General features: G+C 55.9%; 23 protein-coding genes. 7 read left to right on the plus strand and 16 right to left on the minus strand.

Annotation, left to right across the window (positions count from 1 at the left end; translation table 11 throughout):
• Positions 1-39: 39 nt before the first annotated feature.
• The 4 genes from glnH to ACXI0A_RS23155 form a co-directional block, all read right to left on the minus strand.
• On the minus strand, positions 40-792 hold the full coding sequence (gene glnH, locus ACXI0A_RS23140; RefSeq protein WP_476146861.1) for a glutamine ABC transporter substrate-binding protein GlnH: 753 nt from the start codon (positions 790-792) through the stop codon (positions 40-42).
• Between the two features lie 128 nt (positions 793-920).
• Complete coding sequence (locus tag ACXI0A_RS23145; RefSeq protein WP_476146860.1) at positions 921-1475, minus strand: carboxymuconolactone decarboxylase family protein; 555 nt, start codon at positions 1473-1475, stop codon at positions 921-923.
• Positions 1472-2800, minus strand: a complete 1329-nt coding sequence (locus ACXI0A_RS23150) for an aspartate aminotransferase family protein (protein ID WP_476146858.1) — start codon at positions 2798-2800, stop codon at positions 1472-1474. Before ACXI0A_RS23150 ends, ACXI0A_RS23145 begins: the two co-directional genes overlap by 4 nt.
• A 128-nt stretch (positions 2801-2928) precedes the next feature.
• On the minus strand, positions 2929-3786 hold the full coding sequence (locus tag ACXI0A_RS23155) for an SIS domain-containing protein (RefSeq protein ID WP_476146856.1): 858 nt from the start codon (positions 3784-3786) through the stop codon (positions 2929-2931).
• A gap of 196 nt (positions 3787-3982) precedes the next feature.
• Between ACXI0A_RS23155 and ACXI0A_RS23160 the strand changes: the two genes are divergently transcribed.
• Positions 3983-4621, plus strand: a complete 639-nt coding sequence (locus ACXI0A_RS23160) for a LysE family transporter (RefSeq protein WP_476146854.1) — start codon at positions 3983-3985, stop codon at positions 4619-4621.
• Here the strand turns inward: ACXI0A_RS23160 and ACXI0A_RS23165 are convergent.
• The 5 genes from ACXI0A_RS23165 to ACXI0A_RS23185 form a co-directional block, all read right to left on the minus strand.
• Positions 4592-5392, minus strand: a complete 801-nt coding sequence (locus ACXI0A_RS23165) for a helix-turn-helix domain-containing protein (RefSeq protein ID WP_476146852.1) — start codon at positions 5390-5392, stop codon at positions 4592-4594. The two genes, ACXI0A_RS23160 and ACXI0A_RS23165, sit on opposite strands and share 30 nt — an antisense overlap.
• A gap of 156 nt (positions 5393-5548) precedes the next feature.
• A complete protein-coding gene (locus ACXI0A_RS23170) occupies positions 5549-6349 on the minus strand; it encodes an inositol monophosphatase family protein (RefSeq protein WP_224932601.1) in 801 nt (266 codons plus the stop codon).
• 14 nt (positions 6350-6363) lie between these two features.
• Positions 6364-7425, minus strand: coding sequence for an ATP-binding cassette domain-containing protein (locus ACXI0A_RS23175; protein ID WP_476146850.1), 1062 nt, complete (start codon positions 7423-7425; stop codon positions 6364-6366).
• Positions 7422-9644 (minus strand): ABC transporter permease subunit, encoded by a 2223-nt coding sequence (locus tag ACXI0A_RS23180; protein ID WP_476146849.1) that lies wholly within the window; start codon positions 9642-9644, stop codon positions 7422-7424. The genes ACXI0A_RS23175 and ACXI0A_RS23180 overlap by 4 nt, the downstream gene beginning before the upstream one ends.
• 118 nt (positions 9645-9762) lie before the next feature.
• Entirely contained in the window at positions 9763-10791 is a 1029-nt protein-coding gene (locus tag ACXI0A_RS23185) for an extracellular solute-binding protein (protein WP_476146847.1), read from the minus strand.
• A gap of 215 nt (positions 10792-11006) precedes the next feature.
• On the opposite strand from ACXI0A_RS23185, the gene ACXI0A_RS23190 reads away from it, so the two are divergent.
• Complete coding sequence (locus ACXI0A_RS23190; RefSeq protein WP_476146846.1) at positions 11007-12041, plus strand: substrate-binding domain-containing protein; 1035 nt, start codon at positions 11007-11009, stop codon at positions 12039-12041.
• Positions 12042-12101: 60 nt separating this feature from the next.
• Positions 12102-13385 carry a histidine-type phosphatase gene (locus ACXI0A_RS23195; RefSeq protein WP_476146844.1) on the plus strand — a complete coding sequence of 428 codons (1284 nt, stop codon included), beginning with the start codon at positions 12102-12104 and terminating at the stop codon, positions 13383-13385.
• On the opposite strand, the gene ACXI0A_RS23200 is transcribed toward ACXI0A_RS23195, so the two are convergent.
• A complete protein-coding gene (locus ACXI0A_RS23200) occupies positions 13360-14280 on the minus strand; it encodes a LysR substrate-binding domain-containing protein (RefSeq protein WP_476146842.1) in 921 nt (306 codons plus the stop codon). The genes ACXI0A_RS23195 and ACXI0A_RS23200 overlap by 26 nt on opposite strands.
• Before the next feature lie 132 nt (positions 14281-14412).
• Here ACXI0A_RS23200 and ACXI0A_RS23205 point away from each other — a divergent pair, with 132 nt between their 5' ends.
• Positions 14413-15093 carry an SDR family NAD(P)-dependent oxidoreductase gene (locus tag ACXI0A_RS23205; protein WP_476147152.1) on the plus strand — a complete coding sequence of 227 codons (681 nt, stop codon included), beginning with the start codon at positions 14413-14415 and terminating at the stop codon, positions 15091-15093.
• 125 nt (positions 15094-15218) lie between these two features.
• Here ACXI0A_RS23205 and ACXI0A_RS23210 read toward each other — a convergent pair whose 3' ends face one another.
• Positions 15219-16142, minus strand: coding sequence for a LysR substrate-binding domain-containing protein (locus ACXI0A_RS23210; protein WP_476146840.1), 924 nt, complete (start codon positions 16140-16142; stop codon positions 15219-15221).
• Positions 16143-16244: 102 nt separating this feature from the next.
• Between ACXI0A_RS23210 and ACXI0A_RS23215 the strand changes: the two genes are divergently transcribed.
• Both ACXI0A_RS23215 and ACXI0A_RS23220 read left to right on the plus strand, forming a co-directional pair.
• Positions 16245-17066, plus strand: a complete 822-nt coding sequence (locus ACXI0A_RS23215; RefSeq protein ID WP_476146838.1) for an MBL fold metallo-hydrolase — start codon at positions 16245-16247, stop codon at positions 17064-17066.
• Between the two features lie 4 nt (positions 17067-17070).
• Positions 17071-18405: an amidase family protein gene (locus ACXI0A_RS23220; protein WP_476146836.1), complete on the plus strand. Its 1335-nt coding sequence runs from the start codon at positions 17071-17073 to the stop codon at positions 18403-18405.
• 35 nt (positions 18406-18440) lie between these two features.
• On the opposite strand, the gene ACXI0A_RS23225 is transcribed toward ACXI0A_RS23220, so the two are convergent.
• The 4 genes from ACXI0A_RS23225 to ACXI0A_RS23240 all read right to left on the minus strand — a co-directional run bounded on the left by ACXI0A_RS23225 (position 18441) and on the right by ACXI0A_RS23240 (position 22064).
• A complete protein-coding gene (locus tag ACXI0A_RS23225) occupies positions 18441-18848 on the minus strand; it encodes a DUF2000 family protein (RefSeq protein ID WP_200574757.1) in 408 nt (135 codons plus the stop codon).
• 34 nt (positions 18849-18882) lie between these two features.
• A complete protein-coding gene (locus tag ACXI0A_RS23230; RefSeq protein ID WP_224932613.1) occupies positions 18883-19740 on the minus strand; it encodes an AraC family transcriptional regulator in 858 nt (285 codons plus the stop codon).
• A gap of 35 nt (positions 19741-19775) precedes the next feature.
• Positions 19776-21062 (minus strand): SLC13 family permease, encoded by a 1287-nt coding sequence (locus ACXI0A_RS23235; RefSeq protein WP_476147151.1) that lies wholly within the window; start codon positions 21060-21062, stop codon positions 19776-19778.
• A 102-nt stretch (positions 21063-21164) separates the two neighbouring features.
• Entirely contained in the window at positions 21165-22064 is a 900-nt protein-coding gene (locus tag ACXI0A_RS23240; protein WP_476146833.1) for a LysR substrate-binding domain-containing protein, read from the minus strand.
• A gap of 98 nt (positions 22065-22162) precedes the next feature.
• Between ACXI0A_RS23240 and ACXI0A_RS23245 the strand changes: the two genes are divergently transcribed.
• Positions 22163-22933 carry a HalD/BesD family halogenase gene (locus ACXI0A_RS23245; protein WP_476146831.1) on the plus strand — a complete coding sequence of 257 codons (771 nt, stop codon included), beginning with the start codon at positions 22163-22165 and terminating at the stop codon, positions 22931-22933.
• Here the strand turns inward: ACXI0A_RS23245 and ACXI0A_RS23250 are convergent.
• Positions 22918-24006, minus strand: coding sequence for a DUF2817 domain-containing protein (locus ACXI0A_RS23250; RefSeq protein WP_476146829.1), 1089 nt, complete (start codon positions 24004-24006; stop codon positions 22918-22920). The genes ACXI0A_RS23245 and ACXI0A_RS23250 overlap by 16 nt on opposite strands.
• Between the last annotated feature and the right edge of the window lie 2 nt (positions 24007-24008).

A 24008-nucleotide genomic window follows, 5' to 3' on the forward strand; every position in this document is an offset into this window, starting at 1 on the left:
AAAAGCGAAACGAGGCCGGTGTGCACCGGCCTGGCGGGATTATTTAGGCTGTTTGGCAAACCACTTCACGTAGATCTTGCTGTAAGTACCATCGGCGCGCAGTGCTTCTAGCGCGGCGTTAATTTTAGGCGTTAGGCTGCTGTTCTTCTGCATAGCGAAGCCATACTGCTGTGGCAAAATGCTGTCAGTTTCACCCGTGGATTTCACTTTGCCGTCGCCCGCCGTTTTCACGTAATAGAGTACGTTAGGTGAGTCATGCACCACGGCATCCAGATTACCGGCTTGCAGGTCGAGATACGCGTTATCGATATTGGGAAATTCAACATAGTCCGCTTTATATTTGCTTTTCATAAAGCTGGCCGCTGCTGTACCTTGCTTCAGGCCCACTTTCTTGCCAGACAAATCGCTGAATTTAGTGATGGAATTATCTGAGCTTTTTACCGCCATCAATAAATCGGCGTCATAATACCCTTCACTGAAATCGACAACTTGTTTACGCGCATCAGTAATAGTAATGCCCGCCATCGCAACATCCAGATTACGGGATTGCAGACCCGGAATTAAGCCGCCAAAATCCATTGGACGTAATTCATAGCTGACATGCATTTTCTTAGCAATGGCATCCCATAAATCGATATCAAAGCCGACGTATTTATCACCTTGTTTAAATTCAAACGGAACAAATGCGGTATCCACACCGACGGTTAATTTATCTTGCGCTGCTGCAACAAAACTGGCTGAACAAGCAACCAATGCTAACGTAACTTTTAATTTCGAGAATAATGCAGACATAATAACCCTCAGCGTCAGTGAAATAGTATGCGATGAATGTCACCCAGCGAAATATTTCGGCGGGAGTAAGAAGATAAATCCATTTGATATTCAGGGCGCATCCGATCACGCCCTGATAAAACGACGGCTTATGCCGGGATAATATAATCCCGTGTTTCGGGCACCGGCGTCTGTGCGCCGTTCATGATCATCGAGAGGAAGCTGTAATAACCATTAATACCAATCAAATCCACTACACCTTTTTCGCCCCATAAATCGATGGCTTGTTGCCAGGTGGCGTCAGAGACTTTTTGCTGTTGATGCAGTTGCTGGCAAAAGTGGTAAATCACCCACTCATCTGCCAGCAAATCATCAGGCAGACGATTTTCATTAATGGCCTGTACGGCAGCAGCGGATATGCCCTTGTCTCGCGCGATGGGCGCATGAATCGCCCACTCCACCGGCTGCGACCAGTGACGAGCCGTCATGAGAATCGCCAGTTCCGATAAACGCTGACCGAGCGCGCTGCGATAACGCAGATACTCTCCCATGCGCTGTGCATGTGCCATCAACTCCGGGCTGCGCAGCAGTGGTTCAAAGGGTGGAAGCAGCGCACCACGTGGCCCGTTTATGATCTCTTCTGCCAGTGGACGCTGCTGCTCGTCCCACTCGTGCTCCGCCAGCGGCGGCAAACGATTGATCATAATTTACCGGTCTCTTCGCGAATAACAGTGGCCAGCGTATCCACCACAAAGTCCAGTTGGCTCGGGGTGATGATAAACGGCGGCGCAATCAGGATGTGATCGCCATACTGCCCGTCAATGGTGCCACCCATCGGATAGACCATTAAGCCGCGTGACATACAGTTGGCTTTGATCGCCGCATGCAGTTTCAGCGCAGGATCAAACGGGGTTTTGCTCTCTATATCGCGCACCAGCTCCACACCCGCGAATAGGCCGCGTCCACGTGTGTCACCCACATGGGGTAATACGCCCAGCACTTCACGCAACGCATTTTGCAGGTAAGCGCCCTGCTGCTTCACCGCATCGAGAAGGTTATCGCGTTCAATTACCTGCTGCACCGCCAGTGCGGCAGAAGCTGCCGTAGCGTGGCAAATGTAAGTATGCCCGTGCTGGAACAGACCACTGCCCGATTGCAGTGCTGCAACGATCTTTTCACTGGCCAGTACCGCGCCGATAGGCTGATAACCGCCGCCCAACCCTTTGGCGATGGTGACCAGATCCGGCACCACGTCATCTTGTTCAAACGCGTGTAGCGTCCCGGTGCGGCCCATACCGCACATCACCTCATCGGCGATATACAGGATGCCGTATTTATCGCACAGCGCACGCACGCCTTTTAAGTAGCCCGGCGTTGGCGGGGTAGCGCCAGTCGTAGCCCCCACAACCGTTTCAGCGCAGAAGCCAATAATGGTTTCCGGGCCAGCATCAATGATTGCCTGTTCCAGTTCGTTGAGCAGACGCGTGGTGTATTGCTGCTGCGTCTCATCAGCACGACGATCGCGATATTCGTTACAGGCAGAGACGCGAATCACGTCAATCAGTAATGGCGCAAACTGGCGACGACGCCACTCATTGCCGCCAACGGCCAGCGCCCCCAGCGTGTTGCCGTGATAGCTCTGCTTACGCGCTATAAATTTGGTACGTGACGGCTGGCCGATTTCAACGAAATACTGACGCGCTAATTTCAGCGCGGTTTCCACGGCTTCAGAACCGCCGGAAACGAAATAGGCGTAGTTGAGATCGCCAGGCGCAGTGCGCGTCAGGTGCTCGGCAAGTTGTTCAACGGTGTCACTGGTGAAGAAGCTAGTATGAGCGTAAGCCAGTTGGTCGATTTGACGATGCATCGCGGCCAACACATCGGGATGCGCATGCCCTAAGCAGGAAACGGCGGCGCCACCGCAGGCGTCAAGATACTGCTTTCCTTGTTTATCGAAGATGTACGCCCCTTCGGCGCGAGCGGCCACGGCGGGCGTGCTGCGCAAACTGCGGTGAATAATGTGGCTCATACTGGGTCCTGCTCCTGAATACGCTGCGGTGATTAAGCGCATCTTGCAGGATTCATTTGGATCACGTCAATGCAATAATGATTCACATGCATTCTATTTTCTTATGACGGATGCAAATGAATCATTACTCAGGATTTGCCGGGCACCACATACGCCCCTGATTCAATCAGATAGCGTTCAGCATTTTCGATTTTACTCACGGCATCCCGCCCATGGCGCGCCACCAGCATCGCCAGCAAACACTCGGCCAGCCCCATGCCAGAGACCACTGAAGGGAAGAATGACGGGCTGTCGATGGAGAACAACAAAGTGCAATCGGCGGCTTGCGCCAGCGGAGAAACCGGTGAATCGGTAATCGCGATGATCTTCGCGCCTGCCTGTTGTGCGGCGTGCTGCACATCCAGTGACTCGCGGGAATAAGGCGCAAAGCTGGTCAGCAGTACACAGTCCTGCGCGGTGAGTTCGCGGGTAAATACTTCGATATTGCTGGCCAGGCCATCAATCAACGAGACCTGACGATTGAAGAGTCGGTAAACATAAAACAGTGACCAGGCGATGGGAAAACTGGCGCGAAAGCCGCAGATATACACGTTATCAGCCGCATCGAGCAGGGTCACAGCCTGCTCCATTTCCAGCTGATTTTCGTTTTGCGTAAAGGCCAGATTGGCCTGATGCGCGCTAAACACCTCATCATACAGTTGTGGCTGAGTCCCTTTGGCGATCAGTTTCTCGGCTTTGGATACGTATGTATCATTGCGCAGGCCAATATCATCAATGAAGGCATCTTTCAGTTCGCCCCAGCCGTTGTAGCCCAAACGTTGCGCCAGACGCAGCAGGGTGGCGGGTTTGACACCGGCTTCAACGGCAAACGCGCGCATCGATTGCACCACCAGCTGATTGGCATTTTGCAGAGAGAACTCAGCCGCGCGCTGCAGTTCCGGCGACAGCTCACTGAACTGGCCGACAATTTTTTCCCGAAGATTCATGGCGTTTGGTCGTTGATGGCAGATGGATGCATATAAACATAATTGCGACGGCGAGAAAACCAGACGGAGAGACGATTCATCCTGGAGCCATTGCCGTGGTGCATTGGGCGCTGAGGCGCAATTCTTTCCAATACAGTTTGATCCGTGCCGTGGTTTAATCCCGCCCACGGAAAATAATAAGGACAGGCTCGTTGCTATGCTGCAGTTTTCAAATGGTTTTCTGCTGAGTTTATCGCTGTGCCTTGATATTGGGCTGGCCAATATCGCCATGATTACCCTCGCGATGCAGCGCGGCTATTTTCATGGCTTTTGGTTAGGGATTGGCACCTGCATTGGCGACCTGATTTATGCGCTGCTGGCGCTGGCAGGCATGGCGGTGGTTTTGCAGTTTACGGCAGTTCGCTGGGTGTTGTGGATCGGCGGTGGATTATTACTGCTGTGGTTCGCGGGGAAAATGTTGATCGCTGCACTGCGCAAAGACGCGGCATTACCCTCAGCGGAGCAACAGCCTTATCGTTCGTTACTGCGCGAATTCAGCCGTGGCGTGGTGCTGGCGATGTCATCTCCCACGGCGATTTTGTGGTTTGCCAGCGTGGGCGGTGCACTGATTGCTCGCATGGGGCATGGCAGCGTGAATGCCACCTCCTCTTTCCTTGGCGGGTTCTTTATCGCGGGAGTGGTCTGGACCTGCGTGTTGTGCCTGGTGGGTAGCATGGGCGGTAAGCTGTTAGGGCAGCGCCTGCTGAAATATTCGTATCTCGCCTCAGCACTGATCTTCTGCTATTTCGCCGCTTATGTGATGGTGTCAGGCTATCGGGAGTTTGTGCTGGGCTGAGGCAATTTGCTGGGCGTAATGGTGTGGCGTGGTACCCATCACTTTGCGAAAGGCGTTAATGAAGTGGCTCTGATCGTAAAAACCCAGTTGCAGTGCAGCTTCCTGCGGATGTACCCGACGGCGCAACAGTTCCCGCGCCTGTTGCAGCCGCAGTTGCATGTGATATTGCAGCGGCGGCAGCCCGGTGAGCTGGGTAAAACGACGCACCAGATGATATTTACTTAGCCCGGCGCGTTGCGCCAGCGCATCCAGTTGCGGTTTCTCGTGCAAGTGTTCACCCAGAAACTGCTTCACCTGCTCGATAATCTGCACTTCCCCCTGATGCGCGCTCTCCTGGTCGTCGAGGAGTTCACCACACAGCCACAGCAACTGTTGTTCCAGCAGTAACTCATCTCCTGCGCGCGCGGCCTGGTCGAATTCAGTGATCGCTTTAAACAACCGCGCGTCATGGAACACCCCTTCGCGCAAAGCTGGCGCAGCGGTGCTGCCAAACATTTCGGTTAGGATCGCCTGCGGCAGATGGATGCTAATAAAACTCACTGGATCATTGCTGAACAAGGAGGACTGAATCGCGCCAGGGTTATAAATCGTCACCTGCCCGGCAAAAACGTCAGACACCTTACCATCGAGCCAAATCTCTTCCCGCCCGCTGAGATTGGCACAAATCACATATTCATCATGCAGATGACGCGGAAAGCGGCTGCCGCTCGCGTTAACGCGCGAACATTCAATCCCGTTACGGTTGAACCAATCAGATGAGGAGAGTGACACGCGATAACCCGGTAAATATGGCGATGGGTTATAACAGCATCGACAGGTTTGAATTGCAATGCTGTTCGGGTGTGAGGGCTTATTGCTTCAGTGCAGTTTTAAAGCGTTTGCCGAGAGTGCCGCAGCGGCAACAGCTCTCAGCAAATATGACAGAGTTTAAATTCCCGCAACCCTTTTCAAATCAGCCTCAGCCCCAGGCGCCACCGCCAGCACCTGAGCGCCTTTAAGTAAACGTTCACCTTCAGTATTGAACGGGTGATACCAACCGCCCGCCTCTTTCACCAGGCAATAACCGGCCAGGCAATCCCATGCGTGCATATAGGGTTCGTAGTAGCCCACCACCCGACCAGCGGCTACCCATGCCAGCATCAATGCGCCAGAGCCGATGCGGATGAAGTTGCCGCCGGCTTCCAGCAGGGAGGCCAGAATCTTGCCCACCTCAGCAGGGCTGACATGGCTGTTAGCACCGAAGCCAGTGACATGGTTTTGTAGCGTGCGGCTCGGATCGACCTGCAAGCGGCGACCATTTAAGGTCGCGCCTTGTCCCAGCGCCGCCACGTAGCACTCCTGATAAGTGGGGGCAAAAATCACGCCAATCACCGGCACGCCGTCATGCAGCACCGCAACCGAAACGCACCAGTTAGGCATGCCATTGAGGAACGGGCTGGTGCCATCAATAGGATCCACTACCCAGGTGTACCCTGATGTGCCTTCCTGCAATCCGTACTCTTCACCCAGAAAACCGTCATCGGCAAACTGAGCGCGAATCTGCTGATCGATCATCTGCTCGACTTCGCGGTCAGCGCGCGACACCACATCCTGCAGATCATATTTGGTCTCCACCACCAGCGTGTCGCGATGATGGAAATACTCCAGCGCCTTCTCGCCCCCTGCGCGTGCCACTTTTTCTGCCAGAATTAAACGTGATAGCAGTGCTTCATTTACGGTGTCACTCATTATCTGTCCTTAAATTATCCGGCAATCAGGGCTAATCCCTGAGGTTTGAAATCAATCGTCACGGCAGAAGCCAGCGGCAAGTGCTGTTCCATCTGCGCATCAACAATAAACAGAGAACCCAGCGCCGTGGCCACTTCATATTCGATGTGATCCCCCAGCCAGGTGCTGTGGGTCACTTCACCTTGTAATGCGCCAACGCCATCGCTACGCAGGGTAATAAACTGCGGTCGCACCGACAGTTGCGCTGAGCCGGTCGGCAGGCCGTTGCCGCGCACGCGATAGCGCTGATTTCCCAGCCGCACCAGCGCATCGTTGCCTTCTACCTGTTCGACTTCGCACGGCAGAATGTTGGCTTCCCCCATAAAATCAGCGATGAACACCGAATTCGGGGAGTGGTACAGGCTTTCAGGTGCGCCCTGCTGGGCAATATCACCCTCTTTCATGACAATAATTTTATCAGACACCGCAAGGGCTTCTTCCTGATCGTGCGTGACATACACTGCCGTAAAGCCAAGTCGTTGTTGTAGCTCACGAATATCTGTACGCACGCGGCGACGAAGACGTTCATCGAGATTGGATAAAGGTTCGTCCAGCAGCAGCACTTGCGGTTCCAGCACCAGCGCACGCGCCACGGCGATACGCTGTTGCTGGCCGCCCGACAGCTCTGACGGCAATCGCTGCCCCTGATTTTCCAGGCCCACCAGTTTCAATCCTTCACGCGCCCGGTCTTGCGCTTCCCGCTTATTCATTCCCGATGACTGAAGACCATACATGATGTTGTCGATCGCGCTCATATGAGGAAACAGCGCGTAAGATTGGAACACCATTGCCACATCGCGCTCGTTGGCAGGCAAATGCGTCACATCTTTGCCACCAATCAGAATACGTCCGGAGATAGGATGCTCCAGCCCCGCCAGTAAGCGCAGCGTGGTGGTCTTGCCGCAACCGGAAGGGCCCAGCAGCGTGACCAGCGTGCCGGGTTCAACCGTCAGCGACAGATCCGGTAAGGCGTTGAAGCCCGCAAAACGTTTAGTGACATGCTCAAATACCACGGAACCCGCATTAATATTGGTCATACGGTTCTCTCCTGGGTTAACGAAGTTGAAGTCGACGGCACGGCGATATCCACGGGGCGGGCAACGCGACGCAGTTTTCGCTCACCCACCAGCCACTGAAACACGCCAATGATCAGCAACATCACCACAATCAGTATGGTGGAGTAAGCAATCGCCACGCCGTACTCACCGTTTTCGACCAGCCCGACAATGTAGGAGGTCGCCATGTTGTATTGCGCACTGACGAGGAAGATGACGGCGCTAATCGAGGTGATGGCGCGGACGAAGGCGTACACCAATGCGGCGCTGATCGCCGGTTTGAGTAACGGCAGCACCACTTTTCGTAGCGTGCGGAAACTGTTGGCACCCAGCGTCAGTGAGGCTTCATCGAGACTTTTATCCAGCTGACTCATAGCCGCAATACCCCCGCGCACCCCCACCGGCATATTACGAAACACAAAGCAGGCAACCAGAATCAAAGCCGTGCCGGTAATCTCCAGTGGCGGCAGGTTGTAGGCCATCACATAACTCACGCCGATCACCGTGCCAGGAATAGCGAAACTCAGCATCAGCAGGAATTCAAAGGTCTGACGGCCGGCAAACTTCTGCCGCACAATCAGCCAGGCGGTAAGTAAACCGACAATCGCGGTGAGCGGCGCGGCAATCAGCGCAATCTCAAGCGTGGTCCAGAACGAGTTCCATGCCACGCCCGTCCACAGCAGATGCCCGTCACTGACGCTGACACGGAAAGCCCGCACGTAATGCTCGACGGTAAGTGTGTCATTCAGCCCCCATGACTGCACAAACCCACCAACGACAATCATCCCGTAGATCACCAGCGTGAACAGCCCCCACGGAATCACCATCCCGTATACACCGAAGCGCAATGCCCGTGGTAATTGACCATGTTTGCCGCCGTCGCCCTTACCGGTGACGGTGGCGAAGTTTTTGCCGCCCAGCCACCAGCGCTGCAGCACAAATGCCGCCAGGGTGAAGCTGAGTAAAATCATCGCCAGCACCGCTGCCCGACTGGAATCATTCTGCGCCCCCACCACCGAGAAGAAGATTTCGGTGGAGAGCACGCCATGACTGCCGCCCAGCACCATTGGGTTACCAAAATCAGCCATGCTTTCGATGAAACTGATCAGGAAAGCATTGGCCAGGCCGGGCGCCATTAATGGCAAAGAAATACGGCTGAAGGTGCGCCAGCGGTTGGCGCGCAGGGTTTGCGAGGCCTCTTCCAGTGAAGGGCTCACCCCCTCGACCACGCCAATTAACACCAGAAATGCGATAGGCGTGAAAGACAGCACCTGCGCGATCCAGATGCCGGTTAAACCATACAGCCAGCGGCCAGGTTCGATGCCAAACAGCGCCGCCAGATATTCCGTGACCACGCCTGAGCGGCCAAACAGCAGAATCAGCGCCAGGCCAATCACAAACGGCGGCGTGATAATCGGTAAGATGGTCAGCATGCGCAGCGCTTTTTTGCAGGGCAGCGGCGTGCGCGTGGCGGCCAGCGCAAAGGCCAGCCCCAGCAACGTAGAACCGGAGGCGGTCATCAGCGCCAGCCACAGCGTGCGCCAGGCTGTACCGCAACTCCCTCCTTTTAAACAGGCCAGACTCCAGATTGAAGGATCCTGAATATTGCTGATCAGTCCGTCGGGTTTAAAACTGCCATCAACGTCCTGCACCGAGACCACAAACATGCTCATCACCGGATAAAGCACAAAAATGCTGACCAGCGCGGTCAGTAACACCAACGACGCCACCACAAAGGCATCGCCTTTCAGCACGCCCCGCTCGGCCAGCGCAAAGGAAAACAGCAGCAGAAAGGTGGTCAGTAACAGCAGTGCACCCGCGCCCATCGCCGGTTGGCCCTGCTCCAGTGCCCCGAAGCGATTTTCCAGCCACAGCCAACTCCAGCCGCTGTAGCCGATGGCATGGCCCTCAATCACCAGAAAAACCACACCCAGCACGCTAAATAACAGCATCAGGCGGCTGCGCGCGCCAGGTGGAAGCAATCCGCACGCGGCACACAGCGCGAACAAGGTCAGCGCAATCGCCAGCCATGGATGCGTGCTGACCTGCCACAAGGCGGGTGCATTAGCAGGATCGCCCCACAGATTAAGCAGCCAACCGCCATCGAAAAAGCCGGCTTCCAGGCTGTACCACGGCAGTACGAGTAGAGCCGCCAGGCCTATCAACAGTGCGCCGGTAAGCCGACGATTATTTGCATTCATGAAACACCTCAAGAGGGAGAGACGCACTCTCCGGCTCGCAGTGGAATGATGTGTTGAAAGACGCCACGGGGAGGATAGGCCCTCACGGAATGTGGCGCGCTTTTACGCTGTCAGAGCATCACTGTGCGCTGGCACCAATCTCTTTATCCCAGCGGCTGAGCAACGCTTTGCGCTTGGCGGAGTCGCCATAGGTTTTGAAGTCGTAATCGATCAGTTTGATGTTCTCGAAGCGCGGGGCGTATTCCGAGATTTCTGCGTTGCGATTTGACGGCAGCTGGAAGGATTTCGCTTCCTTCATGTGCGACTGCGCTTCTTCACTGAGCGCCCAGTCGTACCAGACTTTGGCATTGGCCAGGTTGCGCGCCCCTTTCACAATCGACATTGAGCCAATCTCATAGCCCGTGCCTTCACACGGCGCGACGGTTTTGATCGGGAAGCCATCCACCTGCATCGCAACAGCATCATGCATAAACACGATACCGACGGTGGTTTCGCCTCGCGCGGCAGCTTTCACTGGCGCGGAGCCGGACTTGGTGTATTGCGAGACGTTGGCATTAAGTTTTTTCAGGTAATCGAAGGCCTGCTCCTCTCCCATGATTTGCACCAGCGTGGCCAGCGTGTTGTAGGCGGTACCGGATGAGTTCGGGTTGGCGATTTGGATTTCCCCCTTAAAACCGGGATCCAGCAAATCCTTCCAGCAGAGGGGTTCTTTCAGCTTTTTATCGGCCAACAGTTTGGTGTTATAGCCCCAGCCCAGTGCGCCCGCGTAAATTCCCACCGTGCGATAGCCCGAGTTCTCGGCTTGTTTTTGCGCCCAATCCTGCTGCTGGTCGAGCAGTGGCGATTTATACACCTGAGTCAACCCTTCGTCAGCCGCCTGCATATGCGGATCGCCGGTTCCGGCCCACCAGATGTCGGTACGTGGATTACGCGCTTCACTGCGCAAACGCGCATAAGCTTCCCCCGCTGACAAGCGCACCATACTGACTTTGATATCCGGATGGCTCTGGCTGAAGATGCGCGTCATATGCTCGCACACCACCACATCAGCGGAGCAAACCATGTTGAGATTGCCCGCCGCAGAGGCAGCAAAAGGCAGTGCAGTACAAGAGAGTGAAAGTGCGACGGCGATTGAGGTGGCTCGCATGGTGTTCTCCTTGGATTGTAGGGTGGTGCTTCACTGGCACCTTTTTGCACATCTGTGCAAAGTAGTAATGAACAAAAAAACAGCTGTCAATTAGCTTGCTGCGCAATTGATAGGCCATGTCACAAAAATGCAACAAATCAGCTCCCCAACAGTTTGCACAGCTTTGCAAATTGAGGCAGACTCTTTTTCAACCGATATCTGAACAGGAGTTGAGCATGCTGAGTGATAAAACCGTGGTGAGTGCCCAGGATGTGGCTGAGCGCGCTGGCGTATCGCGTTCCGCGGTATCACGCGTATTTACACCGGGTGCCAGCGTGTCCTCTGCCATGCGAGCCCGGGTGATGAAAGCCGCACAGGAATTGGGCTATCACGTCAATCATCTGGCGCGTGGCCTGGTGCGAAATCGCAGTGGGATTGTGTGCTTGGTTGTTTCGGAAATCGCCACGCCCTATCGTGCCAGCCTGGTGCGCTGGCTGACGCAGTGTCTGCAGGAAGCGGGAAAAATTGCCATGCTGATCAATACTGATCGTTCCGACAACAGCGTGTCAGCCGCCTTACAGCAGGCGATCAACTTCCGCGCGGATGCCTCGATCATCCTTTCCGGCATGCCGGATCGCACCATCACTCGCCAGTGTTATCAGCATGGTCAGCGCATCATTTTGATTAACCGCGATGAAGCGCTGCCCGGTTCCCTCAGCATCAATCTGGATGCACAGCGTGCCGCTGCCACGGCGGTCATGGCCTTTCAGCGTGCTGGCTGTCAACACCTCGCCTTTGCCAATTCCCTGGCAGGCACACCCAGCCTGATGAAGCGCGAAGCGGCATTTATCGCCGAAGCGCAGCGCGTAGGGATGAGCGTAACAGTGGAGCGATTTGGCACCACCTCGTATGAAAGTGGGCAAATTCTGGCACATCGACTGCTCACTCAGCATCAACGCCCAGACGCCGTCTTCTGCGTGACCGATCTGGTTGCCTGTGGATTTATGGACGAAGCGCGCCACCGCTTTGCCCTGCGCGTGCCGGAAGATCTGTGCCTGATTGGCTATGACAATATCGCGCAGGCAGGCTGGTCTTCTTATAACCTCACCACCTTTACCCAACCGGTTGAGCAGTTTGCGCGTGATGCCGTGAACTGGCTGATCCAGACTGAGTCCGATGAAACCTACCTGCCCCCGCAAACCGAGCAACAGCATGACAGCTTGATGTACCAGGCCAATGTGGTGTGGCGTGGATCCGTGCGTGGCGCATGAGCCCAGCATGCTATCTGACCTTGTTCAGCATGAGCGCAATATTTTTGTATAAGGATCACGATGAACCTTCCCAGAAATCAGATTTCCGCAGGCTTGTTGATTGCCTGTTCGATGTGGTTAAGCGCCTCACCGGCACACGCAGAAGCGCAGTATCAGCTGGAAAAGGTCGTGGAATTAAGCCGACATGGTATTCGCCCTCCCACGCCCGGCAACCGTAAAGAGATTGAAGCGGCGACCCAGCGATCCTGGACAACCTGGACCACGCACGATGGTGAGTTGACCGGGCACGGCTACGCTGCCGTAGTAAACAAGGGCCGCTGGGAAGGCGATCATTATCGCCAGCTCGGATTGCTGACCTCAGGCTGTCCACAGATGCAGGAGGTGTATGTTCGCGCCAGCCCATTGCAACGCACCCGCGCCACCGCACAGGCGCTGGTGGACGGCGCATTTCCAGGCTGTGGCGTCACGGTTCATCGCGTGGCGGGTGAGGATGACCCCCTGTTCCAGACCGAAGCGTTCCCAGCCACCAACACGGATCCCGCACAACAATTTGCCGCCGTGACTGCCGTAACTGGCGATCTGCCCGCACGTCAGCAGGCGTTGCAACCGGCGGTTCAGGCTTTGAAAAATGCGGTGTGTCAGCCTGGCACCGATTGCACGTTCTTCGAAAAGCCGTGGCAGATAAAACAGAGCAAAGGCGGTCAAACATATGTTCAGGGACTGAGCGTTCTGGCCAGCATGGTGGAGACGTTGCGCCTGGGCTGGAATGAAAACCTGCCGGCGGATCAACTGGCGTGGGGCAACATCACCCACTCCGCGCAAATCACCGCCGTTCTGCCGCTGTTAACCGCCAATTACGATCTCAGCAACGATGTGCTTTACACCGCGAAAAAGCGGGGTTCCATTCTGCTGAATGAGATGATTCAGGGTGTTAAACAGGGTGTCAGCCCTGTTTCGGATGCCGTACCGGATGCCCGCTGGCTGCTGTTTGTTGCGCATGACACCAATATCGCGATGGTGAGGACTCTGATGGGCTTCACCTGGACTTTACCGGGCTACACGCGCGGGAACATTCCGCCCGGCAGCAGCCTGGTGTTTGAACGCTGGCGCGATAAGCAGAGTGGCGAGCGATGGCTGCACGTTTACTTCCAGGCACAAAGCCTCGACGACCTGCGTCAGCTGCAGTCCGTCGATCAAGTGCATCCGCTGCTGCGTGAAGAGTGGCGAGCGCCTGACTGTCGGGTCACCGAGGTGGGCACACTGTGTCCGATGGCATCCACGTTAGCGGAATTCGGTCAGCAACTTGACCCTACCGCCATTACGCCGGTGAGTTACGCTCAATAGCGCACACCTGTTTCACCACGCCGCGCAGCCAACGATGCGCGGCATCATTCTCCAGTCGAGGATGCCACATTTGTGACACGGTCATTTCTGGCGTCGCAAAGGGCAACTTGACCATCGCCAACGCCTGGCTGTGAGCAATCAATGGGTGATGTGCAACCAGCGAACGGGGCACCAGCGCCACCCAATCCGAATCGACCACCAACGCCACGGCAACGGAGAAAGCGGGCACCACGGCCACCACCTTGCGCTGCAATCCGGCTTGCTCAATGGCGTCATGGATCGGTCCACCCCGCTCTGCGCGACGGGACGCGACAATGTGGCCAAATCGGGCCAGTTGGGTGATATCCATCTGCTGTGTTAAAGGATGTCCCGCGCGCACCACGCCGACAAAACGGTCACGAAACAACGCCTGCAAGCGGATTTCTGGCCCCATATTGCCGAGCACGCCAATCTCTAAATCAATACTGCCTTCACGTAACTCGCGGTCACTTTTTTCCGGTTTCGCCACGAAGACCAGCTCGACATTGGGCGCCTGTGCGCTCATCGCAGCAATCAGCGCGCTTCCGAACGCTTCGACAAAGCCTTCATTGGTGCGCAATGTAAAACAGCGATCCAGCTGAGCCAAATCGAGGATTTCCGCATCAGGGCTGAGCACGGCGTGCGCTTCTCGCAGCGTGCGGTGCGTCCGTTCACGCATCGCTTCCGCATAAGGGGTCAGCACCATTTGCCGTCCGGCTCGCACTAACAACGCATCGCCCGTCACATTGCGTAGTCGGCCCAGCGTGCGACTCATCGCTGATTCGCTCAGGTTGAGCTGGCGTGCCGCGCCCACCACGCTGCCGGTAGTGAGCAGCGCGTCGAGTGCGGTGAGTAAATTCAGATCGGTTGTGTTCATGATCAGTATCCTGCTGGATGTCACGCAGCATAACAAGGCGTTTGATGCAGGTTATCACTGCATAGGCTGCGTGTTCCGCCTCCCCTCACTCCGCGCTAGACTTTTCCCATCCACTCAACTGAGGAACACATGATGAAAACATTATTGATTGGCGCATCACGCGGGTTGGGATTCGCACTGGCAGAGAACATGCTGCAACGAGGCTATCAGGTTGTGGCGACTGGACGGGCGCAATCCATCGATAAACTCACGCAACTGGCTGCGCGCTATCCGCAACAGCTGACGGTGGAAACGGTGGATATTACTGAAACCGAGCAGGTTCGCGCCCTGCATCAACGCCTGGCAGACACGGAGTTTGACATGCTGTTCGTCAATGCGGGGGTGAAAAATGACGATCGGGAAACCATTGCCGACGTTTCAACCGAGGAGTTCACCCGTGTGATGGTGACCAATGCGCTCAGCCCGTTGCGCGTGATCGAGGCCTTTAAAGATCGGGTCAGCGCCAGCGGCACGATTGCAGTGATGTCATCCGGCCAGGGCAGTATCACCAACAACACTAACGGCAACTACGAGGTGTATCGTGGCAGCAAAGCAGCGCTGAATATGTTTATGCGCAGCTTTGCCGCACGCCATCAGGATGCGCGTACCTTGCTGTTAATGGCGCCGGGCTGGGTGCAGACCGATATGGGCGGGCCGGAAGCTCGCCTGACCATCGACGAAAGTATTCCTAATCTGCTCAACACCATGGAGACCTACGCAGGTCGAACCGGGCTGCATTACCTCGATTACCTGGGCCGCGTCGTGCCGTGGTGAAGTCAAAGGGATGCGCCGAACGCTGAAGTCTGAAGTTTGAAGTCTGAAGTCTGAAGTCTGAAGTCTGAAGTCTGAAGCTTGAAGCTTGAAGCCTGAAGCCTGAAGCCTGAATTCTGAACGCCAGACTATATCTTCCGCTGCAGCAGACTGCGCAAAATTTCCCGCAGCCAGCGATTTGCCGGGTCGTCTTGCTGCGCGTTATGCCACAGCAAGCTCAGCTCATAATCCGGCATCTCAACCGGCACCGGTGCAGCATTTAAGCCATAGCGTTGGCACCACGCAGGCGCCAGCCCTTGAGGTACTGTGGCGAACAGCGGCATCTGCTGTAGCAGCAAAGGTAAGCTGGAAAAATGCGGCGTGACATAGCGAACACGTCTGGATTGGCCCAGGCGCTGCAAAGCATGGTCAAGGGCACTTTCACTGGCGGCGCGATAGGACACCAGCGCATGCTGATGACGCACAAACTGCGCCAGCGTCAGCCGTTTCAGCGCGATTTGTTTGTCGCTCCATAAGGTGCGGAAACCCGCCGGACCGATTTTCTCGCGGGTTAAGTCACGGCTAATTTCATTCCCGACGGTGATCACCACATCCGCCTGCTGCTGCTCCATCAACGGAATCGCCTGCCAGGGATCGGCGGCCACGACATGAATATCCACGCCGGGCGCGTCATTGGCCAGTTCTGATAACAAATCAGCCATCAGCCACTGCTCCAGCCAATCACTCATGCCGATGCGAAAACTGCGGTTATCACGCTGGGGATCAAATGCAGCGGGCGTGAAGATCACCCGGTGCAGATCCTGTATTAGCGGTGCGAACTGCTGCACTAATTTCTCAGCACGCGGGGTCGGCGTCATGCCCTGTGACGTGCGGACAAACAGCACATCATCGAACATCTCACGCAGCCTTTTCAGGGCGGCACTCACCGCTGGCTGGCCGAGGTAAAGGCGATTGGCGGCCTGCGTAACGCTGCGCACCTCGTACATCACCATCAACACAACCAGCAGATTGAGATCGATACGTGAGAAATCATTTTCATTGATGCTGTTCATGATTTTAATCGATTTAAATAATGTTAAGCGCCTCAGTATAGTGACTTTCAACTTACTGTCACGGACGCTATTGAACGCGTCCTCTATCAAGTGGAGCACAGCATGAACATTCAGGTAGGCGAGTGCCAGGTTAAAAAAATCACTGAACAGCGCGCAACCTTTCCTTTCGGTGCATTGTTTAAAGCACATCGCACCGAAATGAGTAACGCCTTTGCCGAACAACCTGCAGAGGTCTCGATTCACAGTTGGCTGGTGCGCACCGCCGAGCACACCATCCTGATTGATACCGCAACCGGCAATGGTCGTCATCGCGATAACAAACCTTTATTTCATCAGCTGAATACGCCTTACGCCGACAATCTGGCACAGTCGGGCGTTAACCCGGCGGAAGTGACGCTGATATTAATGACGCACATCCATACCGATCACGTTGGCTGGAACACCCACTGGGTTGACGGCCAGTGGCAGCCGATGTTCCCCAATGCGCGTTATATCTGCTCAGCGATTGAATTGCAGCACTGTCAGGACGATCCCGCCAGCCAGGAACTTTATCGCGACAGTATTCTGCCACTGATCGAGCGCGGCCAGTTGCAGACCATCGAAGTGCAGGATTCCCCGCTGTTTGCCGGCGTGCTGCGCTATATTTCCACGCCGGGTCACAGCATCGATCATGCGTCGATTGTGCTGGAAAGCCAGGGTGAATATGCGATTTTCCCGGGCGATGTGATGCACCATCCAGTGCAATTTCAGCACCCGCACTGGAACTCGCTGTTCTGTGAAGATCTCCCGCTCGCCACGGCATCACGTCAACGCGTTATAGACTGGTGCCAGCAACATCAGGCAATCTGGTTCAGTTCCCATTTTCATAGCAGCTCTTTGGGCCGTGTTGCGCCTGATGGGCAATGGAGTCCACTTGAGGATTGACCGGATGCAATACGCTAACTATCTCACCGCGTCGCTGAGCGACTTACGGCAGGCACTCCAACACGGTGACGTCACTGCACGCCAGCTGACCGACTATGCACTGCAACGCATAAGCGAGGCAGACCAGCCGCGCTACAACGCCATCACCTGGCTGTTTGCGGATGAAGCGCGTGCGGCAGCAGAACTGAGTGATACACGCCGTCAACGTGGTGAGGCGTTGGGTCAGTTGGACGGCATCCCGGTGCTGATTAAAGACAATATTGAAGTACGAGGCTGGCCCACCAGCGCGGGTTCGGTGATGTTGCGTGACGTCATCGCCCAAACCGATGCCCCGCTGGTCACCATACTGCGCCACCAGGGCGCGGTTCTTATCGGTAAAACCGCGATGCATGAACTGGCGGCGGGCATTACCGGCGCCTCCTCGCTAACGGGCTTCACCCACAATGCCTGGCGGGAAGGACGTTCTCCGGGCGGATCGAGCAGCGGCTCCGCAGTTGCCGTTGCCGCCGGTTATGTGCCACTGGCTATCGGCAGTGACACCGCCGGTTCGGTGCGTATTCCCGCCGCGTTTAATGGCCTGTTTGGCTTACGCATGACGCGCGGTGCGCTTAGCACAGCCGGTATTGTGCCGCTATCACCAACGCAGGATATTCCCGGCCCGCTGGTGCGCAGCGCGGCCGACCTGCGCATTGCCAGCGAAGTGCTCAGCGGCAAGAAATTTACTACTGAGGGAGAAGCGTTGCGGGTTGGCATCTGGCAGGAAGGATTCGCCGCCGATGAAGATGAGATTAACCAGTCGGTACAGGCCGCCGTCGCCGGATTCACGCCAGAAACGCTGAGCTGGCCTGAGTTAGAGGCGTTAGCCGCGGATGCCAATATCATCGGCTATGAATTTGCTGAAGCGCTGGCGAAGTACTTAGCCGATAAACCTCAGGCACAGTTCCATACCCTGCCGGATATTGCTGCGTCCGGGCTTTATCATCCTCAGCTCGAAACCGTATTTAAAACGCGTGCGGTGCATCCGGGCACTGATAGCGAGGGTTATGCACAGGTGCAGCAGCGCCAACATGACCTTTACCAGCAGTTGGTGGCGATGTTCGACCAGCACAACATAAACCTGCTGGCTTACCCGGTGGTGCGCCGCGCGCCAGTCAAACACGGCGAGATGCAGGAAGGCAGCAATGCGCTGGTTTCAGCGGTGACTGGCGCGCCAGCGATTTCGATTCCCGCTGGCTTGAGCGATGAGGGATTACCGATTGGTGTCGAATTGCTGGCGCTGCGTGGTCGGGAAGATTTGCTGTTGCGCGCGGCTGAAGTCATCGAGCTGCGCAGTCGCTAAAGTAATAAAAGCGTCGCCACAGTTGGCGACCGCGTTTATCCGTGCAGAGACAGCCCTTTAATCGCCTTATCCACCGCTTTCTTTGGCCCACGAATCGCGATGCCGACCAGGTTCAGGTTGTCGGCATCTTCGGCCATAAACACCTCGCGGTTGGCGGCATCATGTCCGGTGGAGAACATTGCCTCCACATACGGGATCACCGTCAATTCCCGCTCCACACCCTGGCGATGTGCCCGCTGTAATCCCGCCACATCGCCGGCAAACACCAGCATCGGCTGGCCCGCCATATTGCCGTATTGCCGCCCTTTCGCATCCACGTAGGGTTCGCCCATCATGTCAGGTGCGGCAGAGGCAATGCCGGTGGCGAGAAAGGCCACTACATTCAGGCGCTGCCAGGTGGCTAAGTCATCACGAACAATCAGGGCGATTTTGGTATCAAACATCTGCAACTACTCTCCGATGAGGTCTAAAACACCATCATCTTAGAGTTGCGGGGGTGGCATATAGAACGTTTGTGCACTGCCTTTGATAAGAGGCGGGAGTCATGCGATAGGCCCGCTGGAACCAGCGCCCGAGGTGACTTTGATCGGCAAATCCGACTTGCGCGGCAACCTGCACCGGCTCAATGCCCTGCGCCAGCAGCACACGTGCGCTGCGCAATCTCAGGCGCACCAGATACGCATGCGGTGACTGGCCAAACGCCTGTTTAAACTGGCGCGTCAGCTTAAAACGATCGATGCCCGCCAGACGTGACAGTTCATCCAGCCCGACATCCTGCGCCATAAAATCGTGCAGGTAGTCGCGTAATAGCTGCATGTGTTGCATCGCTGCGCCTGTTTGCGCATTGGGTTTGGTTTCAAGATGGCGGGAAAGCATCGTCATCAGATGATCAAGGCTCTGATCGCGTGCCAGCCGCCCTTCACTGTGATGCACTGAAAACCACGCCTGCTGGATGGCACTGGCCAACAGCGCATCATCATTTAGCGTGTGGCGAAACGCCCCTTCAATGTTGGAGACATCGCCCAGACCGCGTCGCTGCATCATCTCTGCCACCCAACGCTGCGGCAGATAGAGCATGGTATAGGTGAAACCCTCTTCGTTGGGCGCGTGGCCGTCATGCACCGCGCCCGGCTCAATCAAAATGGCGCGGCCCGGCGTGCTGGTGTGCAATGCACGATGACAATTAAAACGCTGTAAGCCCTGCTGCGTCACGCCCACCAGTAATTCATCGTGATCGTGCGGATCGTAGGCGTGTCCGCGAAAATGCGCGTTGACGCTTTCGATACCGGTTTCGTCATCGCGACGAAAATCGACCCAATCATTATTGGCTGACATAACGGCGATCTCAGTGCAGGGGTTGTAAGGGAAAGTCAGGCATAGCCTAGCAGCCTGAACCAGAGATAATCCAGTGGTAACAGCAGCAGTACGCTGAAGATAAATACCAGCACACACAGCTGCAGTCCTGCTTTGGCAGGCACGTTGCCCAGTCCCATCGCTACTACCACTGGCGAGGCCTGATAAGGCAGTAACGGCGTCGCATAGGCAAATACCTGCATCATCACCACGCTCATCAATGAAAAGCCGGATGCATTGGCTAGCTCTTGCGCGATCGGCGTCACCATCGCCGGCACGCCGTTGGCGGTCAGCACAAAGTTAAGCAGTGAGGCCAGCGCGTTAAGCACCGCGAAATTGCCGAACGAAGCATGATCCTGCAGTGGCAGAACGCTCAGAAGTAGATTAGCGATCAGACGACCCAGCCCAGAATCCACCACCACCGTGGCCACGCCAAGAATGCCCGCGATATAAATACAGGTGCGGAAATTAACCCCGCTGGCGAAATCATCCCCCGAGAGAAAGCCAATGCGCGGCAGCAGACAAATACACGCCGCCGCCAGCCCGACCCATGCGGCAGGTAAGCCGTGCAGGCTGTCGGTCATCCACAGCAACAGGGTAATGGCTAACAGCCCCATCAACCGCCATTCGCTGCGACTGAGTGGCTCAAGTTGATCGCGATGGCGCACGGGCTGAGGTTGCGCGCGGAACAGGTACAGAATAGCGGCAGCGAGTATCATTCCCTTGCCGATCCCCACCACCGGCATATGCAGCAGCCACCAGGGCAGCCACTGAAGATGGATTTGATAGGCGTTTTCGGCTGCGCCGCTGAGCACCAAGTTGGGCACATTAGCCGGTAAGATACTGGCGGAGAGCTGGAAAGTGCCAAACCCCACCGCCAGCGCCAGACCAATACTGCCGCGACTCCCGGCCTTGATACCGGCCCGTTCCCCCATAGCCAGTACTACAGGCATCAGTAAAGCGATGCGCCCCATATTGGAAGGCATCACCAATGCCAGCAGATAGGTCAGCACCAGGGTGCCAACGACCATGCGCGGCCAGCTCTGACTGAGAGGCACCACCAGATAGTTAGCCCAGCGTTGTGCAAGCCCGACTTTGCGGATCGCCGCGCCGAGCACAAAACCGCTCAATACCAGCCAGAAGGCTGAAGAGGCAAATCCGCTGAAGATGGTGCTGGTGGGGGCGATGTTCAGCAGCGTGGCGGCGGCAAAAAACAGCAGCGCGGTAAGGTATTCCGGCAATCGCGCGCTTGCCCATAGCAAAATGGTGATGGCTATCACCAACGTGGTAAGCCAGAAATGCATATCTGAAGTCACTGACCGAACTCCCTGTCTACTAACCGTCGCACAAAGCGGATAAGCATAGTGCAATCCACGATGCGCAATGCTGAGTCAGTTAACAGTTTGTTAAATTGCCAGCTGTCCGAGCCAGCTAATTAACGCTTCGCTGCCCGGCTGGCTGCGCGAACGCTGCGGCCAGGCAAGAAAATAGGGTTTACTTAACGGCAAGCTTAACACATCAACCATAACCAAATCCCCTCGCGCCAGCTCAGCAGCAATCAGTCTTTTCTGCCCCAACAACAAACCCGCTCCTGCCACAGCAGCATCTATCGCCAAAGAGGTCAGATTGAAGCTTAACGCGGGTTGTGGCGCAGGTTCCGCCATCCCTTTCGCCTGATACCAGCTGCGCCAGTCGGGCAAAAAACGCCCTTCGTTACCCCAGTCGAGATGAATCAACGGAGCCTGCTGCAACACGCTTTCCAGCGGAAATTGCTTGAGCAGCGCGGGACTCGCCACCGGCACCACTTCGTCCAAAAACAGCCGCTGCTTATCAAGCTGAGGATAGCGATCCTCACCAAAGCAAATGACAAAGTCCGCTGGGGTAGCATTGAAATCCACCTGTGCATGCGTGCCGTGCAGCGATAAATCAATATCAGGACAGTGAACGCGCCACTGCGCAATGTGGGGCAGCAGCCACTTCGAGGCCAGCGCGGGCAGTGAATAAAGCGTTAGCTTGGGCATCGTCGCCACATGACGCAGGTTTTGCTGCCCGAGATGCAGAATATCAAAGGCTTCCGTCACATAGCGCAGATACTCTTTGCCGGTTTCAGTCAGCATTACGCCACTTTGCGTACGCACAAACAGCGCGCTGCCCAACTGTTCCTCTAGCTGGCGAATTTGTTGGCTCACCGCAGCAGGCGTCAGCGCCAGTTGCGCGGCGGCCTTTGCCAGACTGCCCAACTCCGCCGCCACCTTAAATGACTGGATAACGCTGATTTTCGGTAAACGCGGTGACTGTGCGGGCATTAAGGTTTCCTTAGCAGGGCATTAAATTTATATCGTTACGCACTAACATATCAGTGAGTTACAGTCATTACACACCTGTCACAATGAGAACTGCTGCTATGACTGCACTGATTCGTTTCGATTTGCATCCACTGGCCGACGCCGACTGGCGACGTGAATGCCGTGAACAGCTCAACCAGCATGGCGCGCTGGTCCTGCGTCAGTTTTTACAACCCGACGCGTTGCAAAACATCATTGCCGAAGGAAATGCTCAGCGCCATCTGGCCTATCACACCCTCAGCAAACATAACGTCTATCTGATGAAAAAAGACGAGGCGTTCGACGCTGATCATCCGCGCAATCGCGATGTGATCAGTACCAAAGGCTGTATTACCGACGACGTGATTGCCGCCGAATCGCCGCTGCGCCAACTGTATAACGACGAACTGTTTAAAAGTTTTCTGTGCGACGTGCTGGGCGAAACCGCGCTCTATCCCTACGCCGACCCGCTTTCATCCATCAACCTGCATTACGCGCCCGATGGACAGGAACTCGGCTGGCACTTCGATAACTCCTCCTTTGCCATCACCCTACTGGTGCAGAAACCCCGCGCGGGCGGCGTATTCCAGTATGTGAAGGATTTGCGCGATGCCGATGCGGGAGAGATGAATTTTGACGGCGTGGCGGCGGTATTGGATCAACGCCAACCGGTCGATGCATTGGCGATTGAAGCGGGTGACTTAGTGCTGTTCCGTGGTCGCAACTCAATGCACCGTGTGACGCCAACTGAAGGTGACGTCACGCGTATGCTGGCGGTGCTGGCGTACAACACGCAGCCCGGCATCGCCCTGTCGGAAACGGCGCGCATGACCTTTTATGGTCGGTTATGATTGACGTTTAACAAACCCTGCCAGCCACGCACAAAAATCTGCTGGGTACGAAAAGCCACCAGATCGCGCCAGTCGCGGTCTGCTGGCCAAAAACCTTCCACCAGCTCATGCTTTAAGGCGCGCCCTGATTCACTGGCCGGTTCACCCTGCAGATGCAGCCAATGATCTTCACGCACGCGACGATGCATCTCTTCGCCGGGATACGTTCCGCACTCCACCACCAGCGGCAAGATCTGCGTCTGCGGCAGTGATTCCAGCAGGAACTGCGACAGATAGCCGGTTGCGGTCGCGGTCACTCCGGTGACACTGTCACGGCCTGCACCGGTAAACAGTAACGTTAACCACTCGCCATACAGAGATTTTCCCCACTGATGCGCAGCGAATTGTTGTTCAGCAATCGAGAGCAACATCGGATGGCCCCAGGCACCGGCTCCCGTATGCAGATCGAAGCTCAGGATGGTTTTTGCCTGCGACAAATGGTCAGCGATGATGGTTTGCATGGTGCGATAAGACCAGCTCGGCTGCTGTCCACCGTAGAAGAAGCCGTCCGCGAATTGGTATTGCCCGGCTTCCACCACCCGTTTCACCGCCAGCCAACCTGCGCCGTTAAGGGTTTCAGCTAATAGCTCATCAGCTTGTGTCCGCTCGCCATGGTAGATGCCGTGCCATGACGGGTAATCAGGGTTGGCGGGGGCTGGCTGCGTAAAGTCGATGAAGTTGCGGTTAAGATCGATGTTGTCTTCGTTGACGCGTCGTAAATGTGCCGCGCCCCAGGGATTCAACAGGTGCAGCAACACAATCGCGGTGTCATCGGGCAAGGCAGTGAGACTAAAGCGATTAAGCCACTCAATCTGACTGTCCGAACCATAATAGCCTTCCACTCCGTGCGTGCCAGAGATGATCATCATCAGTTTGCTGGCGGCGGGATCGCCAATTACGGCGACATCGGTGTAAAGCGTTTCACCTTGTGGGCCCGACAGCGGATGCGGATAAGAAGTCAGAGCGCCGTGTTGGCGCTCGACTGCCGCGAGGAAACGGGCACGTTGGGACGGGTAATGCGGCAATTCAGACATGC

It is taken from the genome of Pantoea sp. C1E2, assembly GCF_056491465.1.